21 protein-coding genes are annotated in these 18,893 nt (G+C 41.5%); 9 read left to right on the forward strand and 12 right to left on the reverse strand.

All coding sequences use genetic code 11. From position 1 onward, the window contains the following. Positions 1-3 precede the first annotated feature (3 nt). The 8 genes from gyrB to yghU all read right to left on the reverse strand — a co-directional run bounded on the left by gyrB (position 4) and on the right by yghU (position 7,278). A complete protein-coding gene (gyrB, locus tag F602_RS0101935) occupies positions 4-1,956 on the reverse strand; it encodes a DNA topoisomerase (ATP-hydrolyzing) subunit B (protein ID WP_018166277.1) in 1,953 nt (650 codons plus the stop codon). Between the two features lie 130 nt (positions 1,957-2,086). Continuing rightward, positions 2,087-2,635, reverse strand: coding sequence for a DJ-1 family glyoxalase III (locus F602_RS0101940; RefSeq protein WP_018166278.1), 549 nt, complete (start codon positions 2,633-2,635; stop codon positions 2,087-2,089). Positions 2,636-2,643: 8 nt separating this feature from the next. Next, positions 2,644-3,885: an FtsW/RodA/SpoVE family cell cycle protein gene (locus F602_RS0101945; RefSeq protein WP_425423261.1), complete on the reverse strand. Its 1,242-nt coding sequence runs from the start codon at positions 3,883-3,885 to the stop codon at positions 2,644-2,646. Between the two features lie 128 nt (positions 3,886-4,013). Next, complete coding sequence (locus F602_RS0101950; protein WP_018166280.1) at positions 4,014-4,256, reverse strand: type B 50S ribosomal protein L31; 243 nt, start codon at positions 4,254-4,256, stop codon at positions 4,014-4,016. Between the two features lie 112 nt (positions 4,257-4,368). Next, positions 4,369-4,533 carry a hypothetical protein gene (locus F602_RS10865; RefSeq protein ID WP_018166281.1) on the reverse strand — a complete coding sequence of 55 codons (165 nt, stop codon included), beginning with the start codon at positions 4,531-4,533 and terminating at the stop codon, positions 4,369-4,371. A gap of 13 nt (positions 4,534-4,546) precedes the next feature. Continuing rightward, entirely contained in the window at positions 4,547-5,476 is a 930-nt protein-coding gene (locus F602_RS0101960; protein ID WP_018166282.1) for an FAD:protein FMN transferase, read from the reverse strand. Then, on the reverse strand, positions 5,463-6,401 hold the full coding sequence (locus F602_RS0101965; RefSeq protein ID WP_018166283.1) for a DHH family phosphoesterase: 939 nt from the start codon (positions 6,399-6,401) through the stop codon (positions 5,463-5,465). The genes F602_RS0101960 and F602_RS0101965 overlap by 14 nt, the downstream gene beginning before the upstream one ends. Positions 6,402-6,486: 85 nt before the next feature. Further along, entirely contained in the window at positions 6,487-7,278 is a 792-nt protein-coding gene (gene yghU / locus F602_RS0101970; RefSeq protein ID WP_018166284.1) for a glutathione-dependent disulfide-bond oxidoreductase, read from the reverse strand. A gap of 180 nt (positions 7,279-7,458) precedes the next feature. Between yghU and add the strand changes: the two genes are divergently transcribed. The 9 genes from add (at position 7,459) to rplS (ending at position 15,393) form a co-directional block, all read left to right on the forward strand. After that, on the forward strand, positions 7,459-8,481 hold the full coding sequence (gene add, locus F602_RS0101975; protein ID WP_018166285.1) for an adenosine deaminase: 1,023 nt from the start codon (positions 7,459-7,461) through the stop codon (positions 8,479-8,481). A 41-nt stretch (positions 8,482-8,522) separates the two neighbouring features. After that, on the forward strand, positions 8,523-8,975 hold the full coding sequence (locus tag F602_RS0101980) for a flavodoxin (RefSeq protein ID WP_018166286.1): 453 nt from the start codon (positions 8,523-8,525) through the stop codon (positions 8,973-8,975). 97 nt (positions 8,976-9,072) lie between these two features. Beyond that, positions 9,073-9,342, forward strand: a complete 270-nt coding sequence (gene rpsN, locus F602_RS0101985; RefSeq protein WP_018166287.1) for a 30S ribosomal protein S14 — start codon at positions 9,073-9,075, stop codon at positions 9,340-9,342. A 57-nt stretch (positions 9,343-9,399) separates the two neighbouring features. Further along, the gene (locus F602_RS0101990; protein WP_018166288.1) at positions 9,400-9,672 is read left to right on the forward strand and encodes a chorismate mutase; all 273 of its coding nucleotides are present in this window, start codon (positions 9,400-9,402) and stop codon (positions 9,670-9,672) included. 272 nt (positions 9,673-9,944) lie between these two features. Beyond that, entirely contained in the window at positions 9,945-10,562 is a 618-nt protein-coding gene (locus F602_RS0102000) for a TetR/AcrR family transcriptional regulator (RefSeq protein WP_018166289.1), read from the forward strand. A 9-nt stretch (positions 10,563-10,571) separates the two neighbouring features. After that, the gene (locus F602_RS0102005; protein WP_018166290.1) at positions 10,572-11,870 is read left to right on the forward strand and encodes an MFS transporter; all 1,299 of its coding nucleotides are present in this window, start codon (positions 10,572-10,574) and stop codon (positions 11,868-11,870) included. Next, a complete protein-coding gene (locus tag F602_RS0102010; RefSeq protein ID WP_018166291.1) occupies positions 11,845-14,145 on the forward strand; it encodes an FtsX-like permease family protein in 2,301 nt (766 codons plus the stop codon). Before F602_RS0102005 ends, F602_RS0102010 begins: the two co-directional genes overlap by 26 nt. Position 14,146: 1 nt before the next feature. Next, positions 14,147-14,878, forward strand: coding sequence for an ABC transporter ATP-binding protein (locus F602_RS0102015; RefSeq protein WP_018166292.1), 732 nt, complete (start codon positions 14,147-14,149; stop codon positions 14,876-14,878). A 167-nt stretch (positions 14,879-15,045) separates the two neighbouring features. Then, positions 15,046-15,393: a 50S ribosomal protein L19 gene (gene rplS, locus F602_RS0102020; RefSeq protein WP_018166293.1), complete on the forward strand. Its 348-nt coding sequence runs from the start codon at positions 15,046-15,048 to the stop codon at positions 15,391-15,393. Positions 15,394-15,533: 140 nt separating this feature from the next. On the opposite strand, the gene whiA is transcribed toward rplS, so the two are convergent. The 4 genes from whiA to F602_RS0102040 form a co-directional block, all read right to left on the reverse strand. Beyond that, entirely contained in the window at positions 15,534-16,451 is a 918-nt protein-coding gene (gene whiA / locus F602_RS0102025) for a DNA-binding protein WhiA (RefSeq protein WP_018166294.1), read from the reverse strand. Continuing rightward, positions 16,448-17,422: a YvcK family protein gene (locus F602_RS0102030; RefSeq protein ID WP_018166295.1), complete on the reverse strand. Its 975-nt coding sequence runs from the start codon at positions 17,420-17,422 to the stop codon at positions 16,448-16,450. Before F602_RS0102030 ends, whiA begins: the two co-directional genes overlap by 4 nt. After that, a complete protein-coding gene (rapZ, locus tag F602_RS0102035) occupies positions 17,419-18,306 on the reverse strand; it encodes an RNase adapter RapZ (RefSeq protein ID WP_026183261.1) in 888 nt (295 codons plus the stop codon). The genes F602_RS0102030 and rapZ overlap by 4 nt, the downstream gene beginning before the upstream one ends. A 208-nt stretch (positions 18,307-18,514) precedes the next feature. Next, positions 18,515-18,892, reverse strand: coding sequence for a RidA family protein (locus tag F602_RS0102040; protein ID WP_018166297.1), 378 nt, complete (start codon positions 18,890-18,892; stop codon positions 18,515-18,517). Position 18,893: the final 1 nt, after the last annotated feature.

Below are 18,893 nucleotides of genomic sequence, written 5' to 3' on the forward strand. Positions count from 1 at the left end.
TTTCTAGACATCCAACGTCGAATAGACAGCATTTTCTTCAATGAAGTCACGGCGAGGCTCAACTTTATCTCCCATGAGCATATCAAAAATCTTATCTGCTTCTGCCGCATCGTCCACTGTAACACGCGCCATGAGACGGTTTTCGGGGTTCATGGTTGTCTCCCAGAGTTGATGGTCATCCATTTCTCCTAGACCCTTGTATCGCTGGATGGTTGGTTTGGATCGGCCTTCACTATGTCTAGCCAAGGCTAGTTGCAACTCTTCTTCTTGATTGGTTCCTGGCTGAATGTATTCCTTAATCTCGCTGCCCACCTTGATACCATAAATTGGTGGTTGGGCAATATAGACATAGCCTGCTTCGACAATCGGACGCATATACCGGTAAAAAAGAGTCAAAAGTAACGTTCGAATATGGGCACCATCGACATCTGCATCCGTCATAATCACTAATTTTTGATAACGAGCTTTTTCCACATTAAAATCAGCCCCAAAACCCGTTCCCATCGCTGTAAAGAGAGAGCGGATTTCCTCGTTTGCTAGAATCTTATCCATGCTGGCTTTTTCTACATTCAGAATCTTACCACGGATTGGCAAAATCGCTTGAAATTCACGATCACGTCCAGATTTAGCTGAACCACCGGCAGAATCCCCTTCCACGATGAAGAGTTCTGTTTGGCTTGGATCATTAGAAGAACAGTCAGCCAATTTACCTGGCAGGTTGGAGATTTCCAAACCTGATTTCTTACGGGTTACCTCGCGTGCTCGCTTAGCTGCTATCCGAGCCTTGCTAGCCAAAATACCTTTTTCGACAATACGACGAGCAACCTGAGGATTTTCCATCAAGAAATCAGAGAAGGCCTCAGAAAAGAGACGGTTGGTAATTTTCACAACTTCACTATTGCCCAACTTGGTCTTGGTTTGTCCCTCAAACTGAGGATTAGGATGCTTGACAGAAATAACAGCTGTCAGACCCTCACGGACATCTTCTCCTGTCAAATTATCCTCATTTTCCTTGAGAATTTTGTTTTTCTTAGCATAATCATTGATGACGCGTGTCAAGGCTGTACGGAAACCTTGCTCGTGTGTACCGCCTTCATGGGTATGGATATTATTGGCAAAGCTAACCACATTTTCATGATAAGATGTGGTATATTGCATGGCTACTTCGACTGTGATGCCATCCATTTCACCATCGGTATAGATAGGCGTTTCAAAGATGGGATCCTTATTCTCGTTCAAAAATTCCACATAGGATGCAATCCCACCCTCGTAATGATAGTCCTTGGTTTGCTCCAGACCATCTCGTTTGTCAATAATGGAGAGATGCAGACCTCGGTTAAGAAAGGCCAACTCTTGAACTCGCTTATCCAACTTTGCAAAATCAAACTCAGTTGTTTCTGTGAAGATTTCTGGATCTGGTGTGAAGTGAACAGTTGTGCCAGTTCGGTCTGTTGTACCTACCACTTCAAGATCTGCTACCACTTCACCTCGATGGTATTCTTGGAAATAAATTTGACCATTTTTATGAACATGGACATCCAGTTGTGTAGAGAGGGCATTGACGACGGAAGAGCCGACTCCGTGAAGACCACCTGAAACCTTGTATCCACCACCGCCAAACTTTCCGCCAGCATGAAGAACCGTAAAGACTGTCTCTACAGCTGGACGACCTGTCTTTTCTTGAATATCAACCGGTATACCACGCCCGTCATCCACAACGGTGATTGAATTATCTTTTTCAATGTATACCTGGATATGGGACGCAAACCCTGCAAGGGCCTCATCGATTGAATTGTCCACAATCTCCCAAACTAGGTGGTGCAATCCCTCTTTCGCAGTCGACCCGATATACATACCTGGACGGAGACGCACTGCCTCTAAACCTTCTAAAACTTGAATCTGACTAGCATCATACTCTTGTGCTTTTTCTTGCATTTCTTTGATTTCTTCTGACATGCTACTTCCTTTAACTATTATTGAAATTTTTCAATACGTTTACCCTTCATTATACCATATTTTTTGTACTTTTCATAGAAAAAGGAAGCGATTTTCAGACGCTTCCTGTAGAAAGTTTGGTATATCTCCTTTATTGGAATAATTGATCATAAACCATGGTTTGGGCCAACTGAGTCCCATTTCCACCAAGGAGATCAACCAGTTTGTAAGCAAAAGCCAGGGCTGTACCAGCTCCCCTACTGGTAACAATCTGCCCATCCACAACGACCAAGTCTGTCTGATGTTGCCCCAACTGGATATTGTCCTCTTGTCCAGGAAAGCAGGTATACTTTTTCCCAGCCAAAAGTCCAGCCCGGTCCAAGACAACAGGAGCCGCGCAGATAGCTGCAATATACTTACCAGCTCTAGCTTCTGTCTGCAGAGCTGCAATCAACCCTTCATGATCACGAAGATGATGGGCTCCAGGCAAACCACCTGGCAGAACAATCATGTCATAAGACGATAAATCCCCATCAAAGACCTTATCCACAAGAACGGAAATAGCATGGGAACCTGTGACGGTTTGGTCAGTCAAACCAATCATATCGCATTCGATAGCTGCCCGACGCAGGACATCTACTGGCGTCAAGGCTTCGATTTCTTCAAATCCTTGTGCAAAAATAACAGCAACTTTTGGCATTATATCACCTATCTTTCTACCCTTTTTATGGTAATTTTTTTATAAGATCTCGACCTACTGAGTCGCTTGTCTTCTGATAAATAATATTGGTAACTCATGGACAGTACCAGACCCACTCCTATCAAATTCGCGATAATTGAAGAGCCACCCTGTGAGATAAAAGGAAGTGGTATACCTGTCAGTGGGAGAACTCCTGTAGCCGCCCCAATATTTTCAAAGATATGGAAAAGGAGCATCATGATATAACCAGTAGCAATATAAGTGTAGAAGCGATTGTTAGAAAGGAGGGTAGCCCTTAGCATACGAAAAATCAAGAGGAAATATAGGGCAATCACCACCAAGCCACCAACAAAGCCAAAATTTTCCCCGATAACTGTAAAAATCATGTCACTTTCCCGTACAGGAATTAGGAGATTACTCTTGTTAAATCCAAGACCTGTCATACCACCACTTCCTATGGCAATCAAACTTTGAGCCTGCTGGTAGGTTGTAGACTGGGCATACTTGAAAGGATCCAACCAAGCGGTTATGCGGTTAATCTGGTAAGTATCCATACCTATATTGTGAAGTACGGTAGTGCCTCCAGGCGACGTAAACAGTAAAAGAAAACCTGCGATTAGAGACACAGCAAAAATAATAGCCGGTAGCAAAATCTTCCAAGAAACTCCTGACATGAGAACCATCCCACTAAAAATGGCTAAGAAAACCAAGGCCGTCCCCAGATCCCTTTGAAATCCAAGCAATATAAAGATAGGAAGGGTACAAAGTACCAAATAGCCTATTAGCTGAAAATCTTTTTTAATCCCCCGTTTAGGATGTTTCTGATGAAAGGCAACAATGATTCTCGCCATCGTCACAATATAAGATATTTTCATAAATTCAGAGGGCTGAAACAAGGTAACACCATTGATTGTGACCCAGTTTTTAGCCCCTGTTGAAGCCACCAAGGATGGACTGTAGAAAAAGAGAGGTAAAACCATTAGTCCGATGCCTAGCAAGTAGAGAAGAGGTGTTACCTGCCAAAGAAATTTGGTACTAAAAAACATGACCAAAAAAGCTAGCAGAATCCCTAAGAAAATCCACATAACTTGCTGTCCCACTACCGTTACAACATTATTAGGATAATCTTGACTAACTGCCACATAAACTGCCAGTACACCAATAATCAACAAAAAAAGAGTTGGCAAAATCACACTATAATCAATCCGACTCTCAATTGAGCCGCTTTTCATCTTCATATCTTTCCCCATTACTTTCAAAACACATTCATACTAAACTACATTCAGTATAGCAAAAAAATACCCATTTTTGAAGAAAAAGCAAAAGAAAACCACTCTCAAATCTTGAGAGCGGTTTAAGTTCAACCTTGTATTGTTTCTTATTTGATACCGTATTTTTTGTTGAATTTGTCGACACGGCCATCTGCTTGGGTAAACTTCTGGCGTCCAGTATAGAATGGATGTGAATCTGATGAAATTTCCACACGGATAAGTGGGTAAGTTTCACCTTCAAATTCTACAGTTTCTTTAGAGTTCTTTGTGGAACCGCTAAGGAACTTGTAACCAGTAGTTGTGTCCATGAAGACTACAGTACGATATTCTGGATGGATATCTTTTCTCATTTTTAAAAATTTCCTTTCTGCCATAGTCTCTTTTGCGAGACCATAGATATGATGACATTTTATCAAAAATAAATTACTTTTGCAAGAACTTTTTCCGCTTTTTTCAAAAAAACTAGATAGCCGATGCTCCAGATACTGCATCAGGTACTATTCGTTGACCGAGATAACCTTCTGAAGCCCCTGCATTAGCATCTGTTGATACCAAGAGTAAACTCTCTTCAGATGGAAGGTCTTTTATGGGTAAGTCTTTTGTGGAATGAATTTTCTGATTGATCATAACCCCTCCCAATCTACTGTATTTTTCCTGCCAAACCAGGTGTATAAATGAGTTGATCCTCCTTGGTAATGATAATCGCTTCTATGCCCTCTTGGGCGACCACTGTATTATAAATATCTAAAACAGAGCAGCCAAAGAGCCGGGTGGTCCAGATTTCTCCATCAATGGACTTTTTGGAAACGATGGTCAAACTGGCCACATCTGTCGCTACAGGATAGCCAGTCTCACTATCAAAGATATGATGATAGGTCTGCCCCTCAAACTCTAAGGTCCGCTCATAAATACCAGAGGTTACGACAGATTCTTCACCAATCTTAATAATGATGGCATTAGTTCCACGCGCCCGCTTAGGATGTTGAATACCGATTCGCCAGAGTCCATCATCATTGTGAGTGGCTTTTCCCATAGTCAAGACATTCCCCCCGAGATTGATGAGTCCAGCTGTCACTCCTATCCGTTTCAGATGATCCATGATTTTATCAGCAATGTACCCCTTAGCTAGCGCCCCTAAGTCGATAGCCATCCCTTCTTTTTTTAGATACACCATTTGCTCATCTGGAAAAAGCTCGATATCTTGAGGATTGATCAAAGCTAACTTTTTTACAATGGTCTCTTGATCAGGTACCTTAGCATCGGAAAAACCAATCCGCCACGTCTGCACAAGAGGACCAATAGTAATATTTAGATGACTATCTGGAGCGCAGGAGTGTTCCTTACCAAGCTCAATCAATTCATACAAATCAGGAGCAACTGGAACTGGCTGAACGCCTGCATTGAGATTGACTTCCATGAGCTCTGAGGTCAAATCATTTGCTGAAAAGCGATCCTTGTAGAGATACAAAAGCTCCTCTACCTGATCCAAAATGGGCTCTGGCTCCTCATGCCAAATCTTAATATCAATAGGTGTCCCCATTAGGCGAATACGTCTGCTACTTACTTGCATGCACCACTGCCTCTTGTATTTCTTGATAAATCTGCTCGTTTTCTACTAGACCTGATGAGTTGGCCCCACTAGCTAGAGGATGTCCACCACCGTCATGCCTTTTGGCAATCTCATTGATGACAACTGTCTTACTCCGTAGGCGGACTCTGTAGGCTCCATCAGCTTGCTCGACAAAGATTGCCCAAGCCTCAACACTGTCAATCTTGCCAGGCGTTCCGACAATAGCTGCTGTTTCAGCCTCTGTTACCTCAAATTTCTGTAGAATTTCTTGACTTAGAAGGAGTCTGGCTGCACCATTTTCATCTATTTCTAAATTATCAAAAACATAACCCTGCAACTTAGCAATTTTAAAAGGAAAGGAATCCATCTGACGAGAAATAGCTGCAAAATCAAAATCATGTTGGCGTAACAGGCTCGCAACTTCCATGGTCTTGCTGGTGGTCGTTGGATAAAGAAATCGTCCAGTATCACCGATAATACCAGTGTAGAGAAGACGAGCCACCTCATCTGATAGAGATAAGCCTGTTTCCAAGGCAAAATCTGCAATAATTTCACTAGCACTAGAGGCTGTGGTGTCTACATGAACTAGGTCTCCATAAACATCCTCATTGGGGTGGTGATCAATTTTGATGAGAAAATCACCTTGCGTATATCGGTCATCATCAATACGAGGAGTATTGGCCGTATCGGTCACAATAACCAAGGCACCCTCATAATCACTGTCTAGTACTGGATCCATCTTGGTTATCCAGACTAAGCTGGGTTCATCTTCTCCAGTTGCTAAAACCTTTTTCTCCGGAAAGTGGTAGCGAATCAATTCTCGCAAACCTACTTGGCTCCCCAGGGCATCGGGATCAGGCCTTTGATGCCGATGAATAATGATGGTCTGGTAGGCCTTAATTTTTTCTAAAATTTCTTGAAACACTGATAGTACATCCTCTTTTGATAGATTATCCACATATTATACCATGAAAAAGCCAATCCTGGGGTGGACTGACTCTTCCTTAATTTTATTGGATGGCTTTATAGTCCACACCCAATCCACGTTGGACAGCAGGACGTTGGGCAATTCTAGAAGTCCATTCTTGGAGATGCTTGTATTCTTGAACATTCAGAAAATGTCCCGCTTTAGGCCATAGTTTGTCTTGAATTAGTTGACCATACCAAGACCAGATAGCTATGTCTGCAATGGTATAGACTTCGCCAGCAATATACGATTTCTTGGCTAATTCCTTGTCCAATAAATCCAGCTGACGCTTCGCCTCCATTGCAAAACGATTGATTGGATACTCCAGTTTTTCAGGAGAGTAATGATAGAAATGACCAAATCCTCCACCCAAAAAAGGAGCTGCTCCTGTTGACCAGAAGAGCCAGTTAAGGACTTCTGTCCGTTTGGCAAAATCGCTCGGAATAAAGTGACCAAATTTATCTGCTAAGTAAAGAAGAATATTGGCCGATTCAAACACACGAATATCCTGTTCTCCAGATTGATCACACAAGACAGGAATTTTGGAATTAGGATTGAGGGCAACAAAACCACTTCCAAACTGGTCTCTCGAACTGATTGAAATCTGATAAAGATCATAGTCTGCCTCCATAACACCCAACTCTTTGAGTTCTTCCAAAAGAATGGTTACCTTGACACCATTGGGTGTTCCTAGCGAATAAACCTGCAAAGGCTTGTCTCCTACAGGTAATCTTTGTTCAAAACGAGCCCCAGCCGTTGGTTGGTTTAATCCTCCCCAAGCACCTCCTATATTAGCTGGATTTTCCCAGACTTCTGGCAATTGATAATCAGACATCGCATTCTCCTTTTCTTCTTTCTAGCTTCATCCTAGCAGATTAAGGGGATTTTTTCAAAAATTCGCTACCTAGCATGGTGTCTTTATCCTATGTAGATAAAAATATTTTATTTTTTGGAAAAACCTATTGAAATCTATGTCTTTTATGTTAAGATAGTACAAATAACTCGATGAGGTAAAATGTCAATGACCGATTTTTACAAACAACTGGCAAAAACCGAACTTCACTGTCATTTGGATGGTTCGCTTTCTATGGAGGTCATTCGAGAATTGGCCAAGATGGCTGCTATTTACCTTCCTGATTCGGATGAAGAACTGAAATCCTTGATTACAGCGCCGAGTCAGACAGAAAGTCTCATAGACTACCTAAAGACCTTTGATTTTGTGCGTCCGCTTCTACAAACTAAGGAAGCGCTCCAGTTAGCTGCCTATGATGTAGCCAGACAAGCAGCTTTAGAAAATGTCATCTATATAGAAATCCGCTTTGCTCCTGAATTGTCCATGGACAAAAATCTATCAGCAAGAGAGACAGTAGAAGCGGTCTTGGTAGGGCTCCAACAAGCGCAAGAAGAGTTTGGCATCGTAGCCAAGGCACTCGTCTGTGGTATGCGACAATCTGACCCAGCCCTTACCTACGATATCTTATCCAATATCGTAGAGTTTGCACCACAAGGTTTGGTAGGTTTTGACTTTGCTGGTGATGAGCATGGCTTCCCACCTAGACACATTGAAAAACTCATTCGGAAAGTTCAAGAGCTTGGTTATCCCATGACGCTACACGCTGGGGAATGTGGCTGTCCCAATCATATCGCAGATACGTTAAAGCTAGGTATCAAGCGCATGGGGCACGTGACGGCTATTCATGATCAACCCGAACTAATTCAAGAATTTATTCATCAAGGAGCGACTGCTGAACTCTGTCTGACTAGTAATCTGCAAACCAAGGCTGCTAAAACTATAGAGGAGTTCCCTTATCTAGCATTAACATCAGCAGGAGCAAAAATCACTATCAATACGGACAATCGAACAGTCTCGGATACAAGCCTAACAAGAGAATACCATCTCTTTAGAAATCATTTCGGTACTACTACTTCTGACTTTCTAGCCTTCAATCAGAATGCCCTTCACGCGGCTTTTTGTACTTCTTCTGAAAAAGATTTTCTTCTAGAGAAATTAGCAAAATTATATGCACCATTTCTCTAAAAATATGCTAGAATAGTAGTAATTTATATTTGGAGGATATTATGGCTTTAGCAAAAGTTGTGTATGCCAGCATGACTGGAAATACAGAAGAAATCGCAGATATCGTGGCTAGCAAGTTAGAAGAGCTAGGGCTCGAGGTTCACAACGATGAGTGCACGACCATCGAGACCGAGGAAATTCTGGAAGCAGACCTTATTGTCATTGCAACTTATACTTATTCTTATGGTGGTGATGGCGAAATTCCTGATGAGTTCGTTGATTTTTATAGCGATTTAGCTGATTTAGACCTTTCTGGCAAAGTCTATGGTGTCTGTGGTTCGGGAGATACCTTCTACGATGACTTTTGTACAGCTGTAGATGACTTTGATGCCATGTTGGCATCACGTGGTGCCAAAAAAGGAGCCGAAAATGTCAAGGTAGACTTGGCAGCAGAAGACGAAGACATTGAAAATCTTGAACAATTTGCCAGCGATTTGGTGGCAACTTTAGGATAAATACAAAAAGCTCGGAATCTTTCCGAGTTTTTTCTTGTCAAATGCTTTGAAAAATTATATAATTAACCAGTTAACTTTTTTTGCAAAGGAGAATCTCATGGCCAAAAAATCAAAAATTGCCAAATACAAAAAGCAGCTGATGCTCATTGAGCGCTATTCCATTCTTCGACAAGAACTAAAGGCGAAGAGGGATTATGAAGGGTTACGAAAATTACCACTGAACTCCAATCCAAACCGACTGAAGCTACGGGATAGAATAGATGGTCGGCCCCATGCCTACATGCGAAAATTCGGTCTTAGTCGGATCAATTTTCGTCATTTAGCTCATAAAGGACAGATTCCAGGTGTGAAAAAAGCCAGTTGGTAAGGTGTGGGCAAGCCACTCCTTTTTTGGTATAATAGTGTCAAATCTGGAGGGAAACATATGATTTTAGAAGACATTCGCAAGAACATCGATAGTATTGACACGGAGCTAGTTCATCTCTTAGAAAAGCGGATGGACCTAGTCAATCAAGTAGCGGCCTATAAAAAGGAGAGCGGAAAAGCTATTCTGGATACCAGTCGTGAACAGGCAGTCCTTGAGAGAATCGAATCTCTGGTCAAAAATCCAGAGTATAGGACAACGATTAGGGATAGTTTTGCAGATATCATGGCCCAATCCCGTACTTATCAAAAAGAAAAGTTGAACGTAAAATAAACGCAAAAGACCTGAGGCCTACCTCAGGTCTTTTACTGTATTTTTATCTTCCCTGCCGGAATCGAACCAGCAACTAATTCTTAGGAGGAATTTGTTATATCCATTTAACTAAGGGAAGTCACTCTCTTATTGTATCCTAGGAGGTCAAAGATTGCAAGTCTTGGGAATAGTTTCATCCATATCTTGCTTTTTTGTTGACAAGTTGTCCCTTTTCAGTTTATAATAAAAATATAGACCGACTGTCAGTCTAATAAATAAAATAGGTGAATGACATGCTGACAAAAAAAGATAAAATTTTAGACACATCGCTTCAACTGTTTATGAAGAAAGGATTTGATGCGACTTCTATTAGCGATATTTTATCCAAAACAGGCATCGCACGTGGTACACTCTACTACCACTTCGAATCAAAAGAAGCTATCATGGATGCGATTATTGAACGACTCCTTGACCAAGTTTTGAAAAAAATTGAAATTGTACTTGGTAATCCTCATTTGAGCCAATTTGAAAAATTTATAGCCTTCTTTTCTTCAATAAACTTGACACAGCTAACTGGTGATGAAGAAATTGTTGAGTACTTTAATCAACCACAAAATGCTCTTTTTCACGAAAAAAGCAACCAACTGCTAATTGAAAAACTCTCTCCTGTTCTGACTCAGTTAATTGTCGAAGGGATTGAGACTGGACTGTTTGACACTCCTTATCCTGCTGAAACAGCTGAGCTTATTCTGGTGGGAATTACAGGATTTGTAGATAGTAAAGACTCACCAATAGGGCATGAAAAATATATACGACGTATGGAGAGCTTCATCTATAATATCTCGTGTATGCTCGGTTTAACGCAATCTCATATTGATGAGATGAAGACATTATTTCTAGGAGAAGGATAAGGTGGAAACATGAAGACAGGTTTTAAACAATTTCTTCTTTTATGGGGAACCAGTCTAGTATCTGCAACAGGTTCAGGTATGACTTCCTTTGCTTTGGGGATTTATATTTTCCAAGAAACGGGTTTGGCTAGTTTGACAGGTCTTCTGATTCTTTTGGGCTTTTTGCCTGGTTTATTATTGACCCCTTTTGCTGGTATTCTAGCAGATCGAATAGATCGTAGACTCTTGATGATGTTGGGAGATGGTCTCTCCATTTTAGGACTTGTGGTCATTCTTTTTTCTATTTTCTTCCTAGATAGCAAGCAACAAATCTGGGGAATTGGAAGTGGCGTAGCGATTAGCTCGGTATTCTCATCCTTTGTGGAACCAGCTTTTCGAGCAACGATTTCAGATCTACTGGATAAGGAGGATTTTTCAAGAGCTAGTGGATTAGTCCAACTGGTATCCAGCGCCCGTTACTTACTCTCTCCAATTTTGGCAGGTAGTATTCTTAGCTTTACGAGCATTCATATCATTCTGATTATTGATATGCTGACCATTGTTCTAACTCTACCAGTAACCCATCTTGTCCGCAAAAAAATGATTGTTCAGTCTGAACAGGAAAACCATTCCATTCAAGAAGATTTTCATTTTGCTTTTCAGCTCCTTTACCAAAAGAAAGGAGTTTGGCTATTGGTGCTCTTTGGGATTCTCGTCTCTTTTTGTCTAGGAGTTGTCCAAACCCTGATGGGACCGATTGTTCTAGCTTATGCTGATGCTCGTTTCTTAGGTTTTTTAACTACTTTTTCTAGTTGTGGTATGGTTGCAGCAGGTCTTTTTTTGGGAAAATACAAAATACGAAAACAGTTTGTTTCTGTATTGTCAGTATCCCTGCTTCTGGTCGGAATAGCCATGATAGGTTTTTTCATCCGTGAAAATCGTAGTTTAACCTGTTTCTTTGGCTTTTCTCTCTTTGCTAGCCTAACTTTTTGCAATACAGCCCTTGATTATCTGGTGCGCACGAACTTACCAAATCAGCACCAAGGAAAAGTTTGGGGCTTGATTGGCATTATCTCTCAAGCAGGCTATGTCGTGGCTTATGCAAGCATTGGGCTTATTGCAGACTATCTTATTAAGCCTCTTTTGATGAAGAATGGTCCACTAGCTCCTAGTCTGGGAAAACTGATTGGGGTCGGGCCAGGAAGAGGAGCTGCCTTTACGGTCATCCTAGCTGGTCTACTTCTCATAGCAACTTCTTTCTTCTTCTCCCAAAACTATCATATCAAAGAATTGGAGGATGTTCATGCTCTGGAAACTCGTAAAAAATGATCTGCGACATCAACCTCTACAAACCTTTAATATCGCTTTCTTTATCTTCTTAGCTGTGACATTTTTGGCTACTGCAAGTCAACTAACCGTTCACCTCACGAATTCTATCAATCAACTGGTTACCTCTGCGAAGACACCACATATCTTACAGATGCACACTGGTGATTTGAATAGAAAACGACTAGAAGAATTTGTGGAAAAGCACCAAGAAATCAGTGATTACCAAGTCCTGAACTTTTTAAATATTGACAATACTGAACTGTCTATCAACGGCCACTCTCTAAAGGACTCTGTTTATGACAACGGTTTTTCTGTTCAAAGTCCACATTTTGACTTCCTACAGGATTTGGATGGGCAGCTGATTGAAGCTGAACCTGGTCAGGTTTATGTACCCATTTTCTACTATATCAGTAAGCAGATGAAACTGGGAGATCGTTTAACCATTGGCGATCGAGAACTAGAGGTTGTTGGCTTTGTCAGAGATTCCCAAATGAATTCCTCTTTATCTGTTTCGCGTCGTTTTGTCATCAGTCAGGAAGACTATGCTGTCCTTGAACAAATGGGAAGTGTAGAATACTTGATTGAATTTCGCCTCTACGACTTGGCTGATTCATCAAAAATCGAAACAGCTTATAACCAGGCTGGCCTAGAAGCAGATGGCCCACCACTCCTGACCTACACTCTCTTTCAGCTCATCAACGCCTTCTCAGATGGCATGACCATTCTAGCTTTAATTGTCATCAGTCTGCTCATCATCCTCATAGCTTTATTCTCTATCCGATTAACCTTATTAGCTAAACTCGAAGAAGATTACCGAGAACTATCCATTCTAAAAGCTATTGGTATTCCTCTTAGAAACATTCAACGTCTCTTTCTAAGCAAGTATCTCATCGTAGCTGGTCTTGCTAGCTCCCTTGGATTTCTAGCTTCCTTTGGGGTCAAACAGCCTCTACTCGTAAATATGAAGATTTTCTTTGGTGAAAGTCAGGCTACAATTTGGACCTATTTATTGGCCTTAGCTATCAGTCTTCTGGTTTTCTCCATTATTGCCTTTAGCATGGGACGCTTAGCCAAACAACTAAAATACCTGAGTCTCAATCCTGATCAAATTCACGAAAGAGAAGTACTTTCACCACGTTTTGGTTCCTTACCCCACATTTTACAGCTAGCACTAGCTGACCTATGGGCTCGTAAAAAAATCTATACTACCATGCTGTCAGTATTTGTTCTCTCACTATTTGTAGTTCTTTTACCTATGTCCATCTACTCTACAATTTCCCACCCTAGTTTTATAAACTACTTGGGTTTGGGAAACTACGATATTCGAGTGGATTTATCTCAAATTTCTGGCAAGGAAAAAGAAGTAGAACAGCTGATTTCCGAGCTAGAAACTGACTCCCTCATTCAAAAAATCTCTGTTTATCGCTCCTATATGCTAGATTACAAAACGGAAACAGGCAATAAACAAAAACTTTGGGTTGATACAGGAAATCAGAAAGACTTTTCTATCAAATACATCAAGGGACATGCTCCAACTACAGATGACCAGATTTCTCTATCCAAGTTAAGGGCCGACGACATGGAGAAAAAAGTCGGAGATCAGATACCCATGCTCATCAATGGTCAAGAGAAAAACATCACCATTTCTGGCATTTACTCCGATTTAACCAATGGTGGTAAGACAGCCAAAGCTTCCTTCCCTGTAGAACATCAAGAAGCAGTTTGGATAATCATTCCTATCACCCTGAAAACCGAAACATCTAGTCAGGACTTTATCAAAGCTTATCAGGACCGCTATACCTTCGCCAAATTCTCTGATATTGAAAGCTATCGCAACCAGATTTTTGGCTCTACTATCCAAATGGTTTCCACTATCAGCTGGTGGGCCTTTGCTGGAGCTATCTTCCTAGTTTTACTGATTACCAGCCTCTTCATTCGTATGCTCTTTATCAAAGATTTAAGTCAGACTGCCCTACTCAAGGCTATCGGTTTTTCTAACAAGCAGATTCAATTGCAATACGTGATCACTTCTAGCTTAATCTTAATTCTAAGCTTAGTGATAGGTAACTTTTTTGCACTGACAGTAGGGGATTCAATTGCCTCACTCCTACTGTCTACGATTGGTATAGCAGGTGTGACCTTTATCCACAATCCACTTCTCACTCTTCTTTTAATACCGCTTTCCATTCTGACTGCTAGTCTCTTAGCAACAAGAGTGGCTATCTCAGACCTACATCATTTTAATATCTCGCAACTCATCAAGGAGGACAACTAATATGATTTTACAAGGAAAATCAATCTTTAAATCATTCGGAAGAGGTGAGGCCATCACTCCGGTCCTAAAGGGTGTTGATATGAACTTGGAAGTTGGTGAGTTTGTGACCATCATAGGAAAATCAGGTTGTGGCAAGTCAACCCTACTCAACATTTTGTCCACTTTGGATCAAACTGATAAAGGACAAGTTCTCTTCGAAGGTAGGGATATCAGCCAACTATCTGATGACCAAGCAGCCAAGCTTCGCTTAGAATCCTTCGGATTTGTTTTCCAAATGCCCCGTATGGTTAAAAACTTGACGATTTTAGATAACATTCTCCTACCATCTTTGACCTACAAGAAGAACAAGGAAGAAGCTAAGAAACACGCCCTCGCTCTGATGGAGGAAATCGGTATTTCAGATTTGGCGAATAAACGAATTTCCCAAGTGTCGGGTGGTCAGCTGCAACGAGCTGGTATCTGCCGTGCTCTCATCAACAATCCCAGTCTGATTTTTGCGGACGAGCCGACTGGCGCACTAGATTCAAAAAGTAGTCAAGAAGTGATGAAACTATTTAACCACTATCACAAGGCTGGAAAAACCATTCTGATGGTAACCCATGACATGACCCTAGCTGCTAAATCTCAACGGGTTCTACTCATGAAAGATGGTTCTATCCAGGCAAATCTGACCATGGGGACCTCCGAGGAGGACAACCTCATTCTTCTGCAAAGCTGTATGAACAAGATCTAAGCATACATAGATTACAAACCGGATAAAACAGTGAGATTTTAATGATTTTTACTTTACAAAGAAACGAGACTTTAGTATAATATCTTTTGTGTGTAATGGACACACAAAAATACAGTTTATCCGCTGGGTTTAAAAGCACCTATGATTGACAAAGATAGGAGAAAAAAATGAATCCATTAATCCAAAGTTTGACAGAAGGTCAACTTCGTACTGATATCCCATCATTCCGTCCCGGTGACACTGTCCGCGTTCATGCGAAAGTTGTCGAAGGTACTCGCGAGCGTATCCAGATCTTTGAAGGCGTTGTTATCGCTCGTAAGGGTCAAGGTATCTCAGAAATGTACACTGTTCGTAAGATTTCTGGTGGTATCGGTGTAGAACGTACATTCCCAATCCACACTCCACGTGTTGACAAGATTGAGGTTGTTCGTTACGGTAAAGTACGTCGTGCTAAATTGTACTACTTGCGTGCCCTTCAAGGTAAAGCTGCACGTATCAAAGAAATTCGTAAATAAGCGTATTTCAAAACTCTCCAAACAGATTTGGAGAGTTTTTTGCTATATTATATATAGTTAACAAAAGAAAAACGAGCGTCTCCAAACTGGATTTGCTCGTTTTTTCATAGCTAAGCGAATATTAGTTCAGCATATTCTGTTTACAATTCATCTGCAATCTTGTTAATTTTACGAAGACGATGGTTAACACCCGATTTGGTGATGGGGTGTCTGAGACTATCAGCTAACTGCTGGATGGAATAATCGGGATGCTGTAGCCGTAACTGGGCCACTTCTTGCAGGTCAATTGGAAGCTGTTCTAACCCTATAGTATCTATGATTTTAGCAATATTATTGATGGTTTTTACGCTAGCGGTGACCGTTCTGGCAATATTGGCAGTCTCGGCGTTGTTAGCCCGATTGAGGTCATTTCTGGTTTCCCGCAGAAGCTTAACATTTTCAAACTCAATTTTAGCCTCATCCGCTCCAATCACTAACAGAAAATCCATGATGTCTTCCGCCCGCTGCAGGTAGGTAATGGTCCCCTTACTACGCTCGATGACCTTAGCATCTAGGAGAAACTGTTGCAACAGTTTTGCCAAATCATGGGCATGATCACTGTAGATAGAAGCGATTTCTAGTTGGTACTTACCTTTCTCGGGATCCTTGACAGAACCACTGGCCAAAAATGCGCCTCGTAGATAGGCTTGACTCCACTGGTCATTGTCCAAGATTGCTTGCGAGATTCCTGTCTCGATGCCAAAAAAATTATCTGCTAGATACAAATCATCGAGGATAGTATTGACATCCCTGTCTACAAATACCGTATAAACACGGTTTTTTCGTAAATTAGTCTTCTGATAGTGGCGAATGTCCCCCTTAACTTGGTAGAAATGGAGAATGAGTTCATAGATATGACGGGCTACCTTGGCATTCTCAGTAGAGATAGAGAGAGTCAGACCTGTAGAGGCTAATCCCAAACTTCCAGCTAGCTTAATGATGGCTGCTAGTTCACTCTTTACAGCCTGATGATATCCATGACTCAGGACCTCTTCCTTCACTTGAACCGTAAAACTCATGAGCGCACCTGGATGATTTTTAATAATTCTTCTACCACCAAATCTCCATCATGGAAGGCTCCACCCTTTTCCAAACGCAGAAAATTAGATGAAATGACTCGTTCGGCCTGTGCCTGAAGGCCCATAAAATCATGCTTTACCTGAACCAAATACTCATCAAATTGGTTTGTATCCATATAATCCTTTGGAACTGGTTCCACATTAACTAATACTATATCCACAAAATGTTGACCTAAATGGTCATTTAGAACCCGGACATGATCTGCATCGCTGAAAAATTCTGTCTCTCCTCGTTGGGTCATAATATTGCAGACATAGGTCACCTGAGCCTTGGTCCCACAAAGAGCTTGTCCGATTTCAGGAATCATAAGATTGGGTAAAATTGAGGTAAATAAAGAACCAGGGCCTAGGACAATCATGTCACTTTCCATAATGGCTGCAACCACCTTACGACTGGCAGTTGGCTCATCATCATTGTAAGAATTGGTTACATAGACATGATCAATCATCCCCTTATAGCCTGCAATCTTACTCTCACCAGCCACTTCATGACCATCTGCAAATACAGCATGAAGAGTCAAGGCATTGTCACTAGAAGGATAAATCTTACCTGTTGTATGGAAAAACTTGGTCAGAAGTTGCATAGCATTATAGGTAGAACCCTGCATTTCAGAAATACCAGCAATCAAGAGATTCCCCAGAGGGTGACCAGCCAAGGCTCCGTCTGATTCTGCAAAACGGTACTGAAAAATTTGTTCATAGAGTTTAGGCATATCTGATAGGGCTAAAAGCACATTGCGTAAGTCACCTGGAGGTGTCACTTGCAAGGCTTGGCGAATCTCACCTGAGGAACCTCCATCATCCGCCACCGTGACAATAGCCGTGATGTCCACATCCTTATCACGTAGACTTTTGAGAATGACAGGGATACCTGTTCCTCCTCCTATTACAGTGATTCTCGGTTTTCTCATGAGCGATTAACAGTTTCCTTTCGTCTATCCTTATCACGATGGCTACGATTCACCACCCAATTTTTTTCCAAGTCGTCTGCTAAACGTTTGGCAAAGGCTACACTACGATGCTGACCACCTGTACAACCAATAGCAATGGTCAACACAGATTTTCCTTCCTTACGATAACCCGGCAAGATTGGCTCAATTAGACCGATCAGATGCTTGTAAAATTCCTCGGATTCCTCATGTTCCATGACATAATGATAAACATCCGCATCCAGACCAGTCAGATTGCGCAATTCTGGCCTATAGTAAGGGTTTGGTAAAAAGCGAACATCAAAAACCAGATCTGCATCCAGAGGTAAGCCGTATTTGAAACCAAATGACACCACCTCAACACGAAAACCGGATTGTTCATTTTGTCCAGCAAACTGGTCAGAAATTTTCTGCCGTAACATCCGTGGTGTTAACTCACTAGTATCAATCACATTTTGGCTCATGTTTTTCAAGGGGGCCAGGAGCTCACGCTCTAAATGAATACCATCCAAAACCCGACCACCAGGTGCTAATGGGTGGCTTCGTCTTGTCTCCTTATAGCGAGCCACCAACTCACTATCGGTCGCATCTAGAAACAAAATCTTGAAATCTAAATCCTGAGCCGATTCAACTTGGTCTAGCACTTCTCGGATTTCGGTAAAGAAGGAACGACTCCGCATATCTACTACCATGGCAATCTTATCGTTATCCTGACTATGGCGAATCAGCTCGATAAATTTCGGAACCAAGGTTGGGGGCATGTTATCAATGGTAAAGTACCCCAAATCTTCAAAAGATTGAATGGCAACAGTCTTACCTGCGCCACTCATCCCAGTCACAATAACCAAATGAATCTTTTCAGTCATACTACTCTCCTTTGTTATCACTTTCTTCTCTTGAAAAGATCGATAGATGAGAAAGGCCATTTCCTTCACTCCTGACTATGCTCATCAAGGACAAACGATTTCCTTATCAGCTCATTATATCATAAAAAACCTGCCCAATGAACCTCTCCAAAATCTAGATACAGCATCTAAGGAATTGGTACAGTTCATAATGCAGGTTGTCTATATCTTATTCCACTTCGGCAATGACTTCAATCTCCACCTTAACATCACGCGGAAGACGAGCAACTTCCACTGCTGAACGTGCTGGAAATTCTCCTTGAAAAGCCGTTGCATAAACTTCATTAAAAGCCACAAAATCATCCATATCCGCTAAGAAGCAGGTCGTTTTGACTATGTGGTCGAAGTCTGTACCTGCTGCTGTTAGGATAGCTGCAATATTTTTCAAGACCTGCTCTGTCTGCTCTTGAATGGTTTCACCGACCACTTGTCCTGTTTCTGGTGAGAGTGGCACTTGACCACTGGCAAACAAAAGATTGCCCACAACTTTTCCTTGTACGTATGGCCCAATAGCTGCTGGAGCCTTATCTGTCTGAATGATTTTCATA

The sequence above is a fragment of the Streptococcus minor DSM 17118 genome (assembly GCF_000377005.1).
GTDB classification, from domain to species: Bacteria; Bacillota; Bacilli; order Lactobacillales; family Streptococcaceae; genus Streptococcus; species Streptococcus minor.

Bases quoted from the DNA above. Each gene is read 5' to 3' on its own strand.
- whiA (WP_018166294.1), bottom strand. From the start codon at position 16,451: ATGAGTTTTACGGTTCAAGTGAAGGAAGAGGTCCTGAGTCATGGATAT.
- F602_RS0101980 (WP_018166286.1), top strand. From the start codon at position 8,523: ATGGCTTTAGCAAAAGTTGTGTATGCCAGCATGACTGGAAATACAGAA.
- F602_RS0102010 (WP_018166291.1), top strand. From the start codon at position 11,845: ATGCTCTGGAAACTCGTAAAAAATGATCTGCGACATCAACCTCTACAA.
- F602_RS0101940 (WP_018166278.1), bottom strand. From the start codon at position 2,635: ATGCCAAAAGTTGCTGTTATTTTTGCACAAGGATTTGAAGAAATCGAA.
- yghU (WP_018166284.1), bottom strand. From the start codon at position 7,278: ATGTCTGATTATCAATTGCCAGAAGTCTGGGAAAATCCAGCTAATATA.
- F602_RS0101990 (WP_018166288.1), top strand. From the start codon at position 9,400: ATGATTTTAGAAGACATTCGCAAGAACATCGATAGTATTGACACGGAG.
- F602_RS0102005 (WP_018166290.1), top strand. From the start codon at position 10,572: ATGAAGACAGGTTTTAAACAATTTCTTCTTTTATGGGGAACCAGTCTA.
- rapZ (WP_026183261.1), bottom strand. From the start codon at position 18,306: ATGACTGAAAAGATTCATTTGGTTATTGTGACTGGGATGAGTGGCGCA.
- F602_RS0102040 (WP_018166297.1), bottom strand. From the start codon at position 18,892: ATGAAAATCATTCAGACAGATAAGGCTCCAGCAGCTATTGGGCCATAC.
- gyrB (WP_018166277.1), bottom strand. From the start codon at position 1,956: ATGTCAGAAGAAATCAAAGAAATGCAAGAAAAAGCACAAGAGTATGAT.
- F602_RS0101950 (WP_018166280.1), bottom strand. From the start codon at position 4,256: ATGAGAAAAGATATCCATCCAGAATATCGTACTGTAGTCTTCATGGAC.
- F602_RS0101960 (WP_018166282.1), bottom strand. From the start codon at position 5,476: ATGCAAGTAAGTAGCAGACGTATTCGCCTAATGGGGACACCTATTGAT.
- F602_RS10865 (WP_018166281.1), bottom strand. From the start codon at position 4,533: ATGATCAATCAGAAAATTCATTCCACAAAAGACTTACCCATAAAAGAC.
- rpsN (WP_018166287.1), top strand. From the start codon at position 9,073: ATGGCCAAAAAATCAAAAATTGCCAAATACAAAAAGCAGCTGATGCTC.
- F602_RS0102000 (WP_018166289.1), top strand. From the start codon at position 9,945: ATGCTGACAAAAAAAGATAAAATTTTAGACACATCGCTTCAACTGTTT.
- add (WP_018166285.1), top strand. From the start codon at position 7,459: ATGTCAATGACCGATTTTTACAAACAACTGGCAAAAACCGAACTTCAC.
- F602_RS0102030 (WP_018166295.1), bottom strand. From the start codon at position 17,422: ATGAGAAAACCGAGAATCACTGTAATAGGAGGAGGAACAGGTATCCCT.
- F602_RS0101945 (WP_425423261.1), bottom strand. From the start codon at position 3,885: ATGGGGAAAGATATGAAGATGAAAAGCGGCTCAATTGAGAGTCGGATT.
- F602_RS0102015 (WP_018166292.1), top strand. From the start codon at position 14,147: ATGATTTTACAAGGAAAATCAATCTTTAAATCATTCGGAAGAGGTGAG.
- rplS (WP_018166293.1), top strand. From the start codon at position 15,046: ATGAATCCATTAATCCAAAGTTTGACAGAAGGTCAACTTCGTACTGAT.